At 63.9% G+C, this 4,007-nt stretch carries 5 protein-coding genes; all 5 read right to left on the bottom strand.

Annotated features, from left to right (window positions below):
• Positions 1-128 precede the first annotated feature (128 nt).
• The 5 genes from ACGF5C_RS34200 to ACGF5C_RS34180 all read right to left on the bottom strand — a co-directional run bounded on the left by ACGF5C_RS34200 (position 129) and on the right by ACGF5C_RS34180 (position 3,881).
• Complete coding sequence (locus ACGF5C_RS34200) at positions 129-329, bottom strand: DUF397 domain-containing protein (protein WP_393308470.1); 201 nt, start codon at positions 327-329, stop codon at positions 129-131.
• Between the two features lie 2 nt (positions 330-331).
• A complete protein-coding gene (locus ACGF5C_RS34195) occupies positions 332-832 on the bottom strand; it encodes a DUF5753 domain-containing protein (protein WP_393308468.1) in 501 nt (166 codons plus the stop codon).
• Between the two features lie 107 nt (positions 833-939).
• Positions 940-1,695 carry an IS21-like element helper ATPase IstB gene (gene istB / locus ACGF5C_RS34190; RefSeq protein WP_393308466.1) on the bottom strand — a complete coding sequence of 252 codons (756 nt, stop codon included), beginning with the start codon at positions 1,693-1,695 and terminating at the stop codon, positions 940-942.
• A 51-nt stretch (positions 1,696-1,746) separates the two neighbouring features.
• Entirely contained in the window at positions 1,747-3,288 is a 1,542-nt protein-coding gene (gene istA / locus ACGF5C_RS34185) for an IS21 family transposase (RefSeq protein WP_393308464.1), read from the bottom strand.
• Positions 3,289-3,485: 197 nt separating this feature from the next.
• Positions 3,486-3,881 carry a helix-turn-helix domain-containing protein gene (locus tag ACGF5C_RS34180; protein WP_393308462.1) on the bottom strand — a complete coding sequence of 132 codons (396 nt, stop codon included), beginning with the start codon at positions 3,879-3,881 and terminating at the stop codon, positions 3,486-3,488.
• Between the last annotated feature and the right edge of the window lie 126 nt (positions 3,882-4,007).

Raw genomic sequence — 4,007 nt, 5'->3', positions numbered from 1 at the left:
GGTCATGGTCTGTGCTCCCGCCCTTCGTGGCCGGCGCTTGTTGCTGGAAGATCAAGTGCCGCTTGATGAAAGAAGTCAAAGTCGCCATCGGGAAGGGCGTGCAGGTTTCAGTCACGCCGACCGGTCGTTCAGGCGTGGTCCAGGGTGCCGTTGCGGAGAGCCGTGGTGAAGGCGTCCCATTCGGCAGGGGTGAAGACGAGGGCAGGGCCGGTGGGGTTCTTGGAGTCGCGGATGCCTACCAGGCCATTGTCGAGGAACGCGGTCTCCACGCACTCTTTGCCGCCCCCACTGCGGCTGGATTTGAACCACTTGGCGCCGGCTAGGTCCAGGTTCACCGTTCGTGCTCCCTTGCTATCTGCCGCAGTCGGCGCTTGCTGTCTGCAACGTCGTGCGCCGCATCCCGAATGACGCTGTACGCCTGACGATACCTGGCGACGTCCTTTGCGCGCTCGAGATATAGATCGCCTGCAAAGGATTCGATGTACACGACTGTCGGAGACAGTTCGCGTCCCTTCGAGTCGGTGCCGAAGTCGAGGATGGCAAACGGACCTGTCGGGAGACCTGCGGGAAATCCGGTCTCGTAGGGCAGCACTCTCACCGTGACGTTAGCCGGAAGATTTGCTAGGTGATGGCATTGTGCCGCCATGATCTTTCCGCTGCCCACGACGGTGTGCAGTACCGATTCATGGATGACGAAATCGACCATGACCGGTTTGACCTTCCGAGTCAGCAACATCTGGCGCTTGACGCGTAGCTGGATTCGCCGTTCCAGCTCCTGCTCGTTGATGTCGGAGTAGTAGCCCAGTTCAATTGCCCGAGCGTAGGCCGGTATTTGTAGGAGTCCAGCTGTCGACCGTCAGGTAATTCCCCCGGGCTGCCGTCACGGAATTCCTCCAGTGGGCGTGCCTCGTTGCGAGCGTAGCGAGCCGGGTTTCGGGGTCAGTTGGTGGGTCGGCCGGGGCGTTTGCGCGGCCGGTATGAGGGGCCGTCCATGAGGACTTGGTGGCTGGTGTTGATGAGTCGGTCGAGCAGGCTTTCGGCGACGACGGGATTGGGGAACAGGGAGTACCAGTCCTTGGGGGCGCGGTTGCTGGTGAGGATGAGGGGTTTGGCGCTGAGGGCGCGTTCGCTGATCAGTTCGTAGAGGTCGTCGGCGTGCAGGGCGGTGTGTTCGCGCATGGCGAAGTCGTCGAGGATCAACACGTGCGGGCGGGTGTATTCGCGAATCCGTTTGCCCCATGACCGGTCGGCGTGACCGCCTGCCAGGTCGGCGAGGACGCGGCTGGTTTTGGCGAAGCGGACGTCGCCGCCGCGGCGGGCGACGGCGTGACCGAGTGCTTGTGCGACATGGGTTTTCCCGACCCCGACCGGTCCGTAGAGGATGACCGACTCGCCGGAGTCGAGCCACCGCAGAGCGGCGAGGTCGCGGATCATCGCGGCGGGGAGTTTGGGGTTCGCGGCGAAGTCGAAGTCTTCGAAGGTGGCTTGTTCTTCGAACTTCGCGCGCCGGATTCGTCGTGCGAGAGCGTTGGTTTCGCGTCGGGCGATCTCGTCTTCGCAGAGGACTTGGAGGAATTCCAGGTGTCCGAGTTGCCCGTCGCGGGTTTGGGCGAGGCGGGCGTCGAGGGTGTCGAGCATGCCGGTGAGCTTCAATGTGCGCAGAACGTCGCGCAGGGCGGGGTCGCTGATGTTCATGGGTGTGTTTCCTTGCCGGAGTGGAGAATTGGATCGATGCAGTGGGGTTGGTCAGTTGCTGCTGAACTGGTCCGGGCCGCGTAGGAACGCCGGGATCGCGGAGATGTCGGCGGTGCCGGTGCCTGCGAACGGGTCCTCTGTCTCGGTGCCGGCCGCGAGGATGCCTTTGACGGTGCGGTAGGAGGGGTCTCCGACCTCGATCGCGCGGGCGCAGGCCGCTTCGAGGCGGTCGAGACCGTATTTCTCCCGCAACCGAAGGATGCCCTGGGCGGCGCGCAGATGGTGGATCGCGTTGGGCGACAGCAGATCGCCGATGACCAGCTCGGCCGCCGGACCGACCTCGGCGGCGATTTTGCGGCACCAGGTCGGGCCTTGCAGGTGGAATGCGACCGTCTCGGGCGGGTAATGCTCCATGTTCGTGGCCCGCCCTGACAGGCGTCGGACGTGGGTGGCGACCACGTGCTGGTCGCGGAAGATCTGCACGATATCGCCGCTGGTGCGGGCGTGCAGGGTCTGCCCGATCAGCCGCCACGGCACCGAATACAACGCTTTGCCGATCTTAATGTGGGTGTCGAGACCGACTTTGCCGGTCGACCAGACCGACAACACGAACGGTGCCCTCGGCAACGGTGACAGGGCGTCGCGTTCGATCGCCTCGAACACCCGCAACGGTTGCCCGCCGTCAAGGGCTCGCGAGTGCCGCAGCCCCGCGACGTCGTTGCACCACCGGATCGCTTCGGCCTGCATCTGAGCCAGTGTGGTGAATTCCCGTCCGCGCCAGAAGGAGTCACGAACATACTGCATCTGCCGTTCGACGCGTGGCTTGTCCTTGGGCTTGCGGACTCGCGCCGGATCGATCAACGTCGCGTAGTGGACGGCGAGTTCGGCGTAGGTGCGGTTGAGCTTGGGATCGTAGAGATCGGGCTTGTCGACACCGGTGCGCAGATTGTCGATGACCAGCCGCGCGGGGACCCCGCCGAAGAATTCGAACGCCGCGACATGTGAAGCGCACCAGGAGGTTTGATCCATCGAGATCACCGGTTGCAGGAACGGCATCCGTGAGCACGACAACACCATCACGAATGCTTGCACCGACACCCGTCGCCCCGAGGCCGGGTCGAACCACATCCCGAGCTTGCCGTAGTCGATCTGGGCCTCACTTCCCGGTGACACCGGTGGCCGCGGCACCGTCACCTTGCCGCGCGCCGCCTCGTCGGCGAAATGTGTTGCCACCCAACGTCTCACCGACGACTCCGACACGTCCACCCCGTGGTCGTCACGTAGTCGCTGCGCGATCGTCGCGACCGTCACCGACTCATCGAGCCAGCCCTTGATCCGGTCGCCGTGCGGGTCGATCAACGGCCACGTCACCGCCCGCGCGCCGCGATCATGCAGTCCGGGAAACCATTCCGCAGCCCGCTCGGCCCACTGCTGCGCCGACAGGGGCGGGCTCACGCCCGGTTCAATGCCGGCCGCGACCGCCGGCGCGACGTATTTCCGGATCGTCTTCCGGTCGATACCCAGCGACGCCGCCAGCTCGCGTTGCCCGCGACCGGCCTGCCAATGGGTGTAGAGCTCGACAAGATCGAACACCGAGAAACTCCTCCTCGCCATCTGTCCTCGCTCTCCTCGCCGGAACAAACCGTCAAGGACAAGCGAACATGTGTGCGAGACACGCCGACCGGCGACACACCGCCAGGTGGGGGAATTACGTGACGGCCGGGTGGAGGAATTCGGTGACGGGACCGGTGGGGGAATTCCGTGACGGAACTACCCCTCAAATGGGGGAATTACCTGACCGCTGACACAGCGACGATATGGGGTTGGAAAATCGACAGTTTCTCCGACGACGACTCCAATCCGACGTACAAATCGAAGTTTCCGGTGATCACATCATCGAATGCCTGCCACCAACTTTTCTCGGTGCTCTGCTTCGCCAGGCCGATGAGCCCCGCACACACCTCGGGATCGTCGATGTCGTAAATGCGGCACAGCGCCTCCACATCGAGCACGCGGATGCTGGGTGATTTCCCGGCCTCGAGCCGAGACAGTTTGCTCGCCGACCATTGCATCAGCGGCGCAACGTCTTCCAGCCGCAGGCCGACGCCGAGGCGGGCCTCCTTGAGATACCTTCCCAATTGCCGCCGGGGCAGAGTGGTCGAGCTGTCCTCACCGATGTTCGTCACGGATTCCTCGTTTGCATCGTGAGCGGTCGCCGTTTGCACGAGGAAAGAAATCGGCTACCCCCGTGCGAACCGCTCTGGGCCGTCGCAGAACCTTCGTTGCATATGCATGGCGCTATTGTCCCGCCG

It is taken from the genome of Micromonospora sp. NPDC047620, assembly GCF_043205005.1.
Classification (GTDB): Bacteria; Actinomycetota; Actinomycetes; order Mycobacteriales; family Micromonosporaceae; genus Micromonospora.
The sequence above is the reverse complement of the archived record's forward strand: the minus strand, read 5'-3'. Positions and strand labels throughout refer to the sequence as shown.

Excerpts from the sequence above, each read along its gene's own strand:
- istB (WP_393308466.1), bottom strand. The coding sequence starts at position 1,695 with ATGAACATCAGCGACCCCGCCCTGCGCGACGTTCTGCGCACATTGAAG.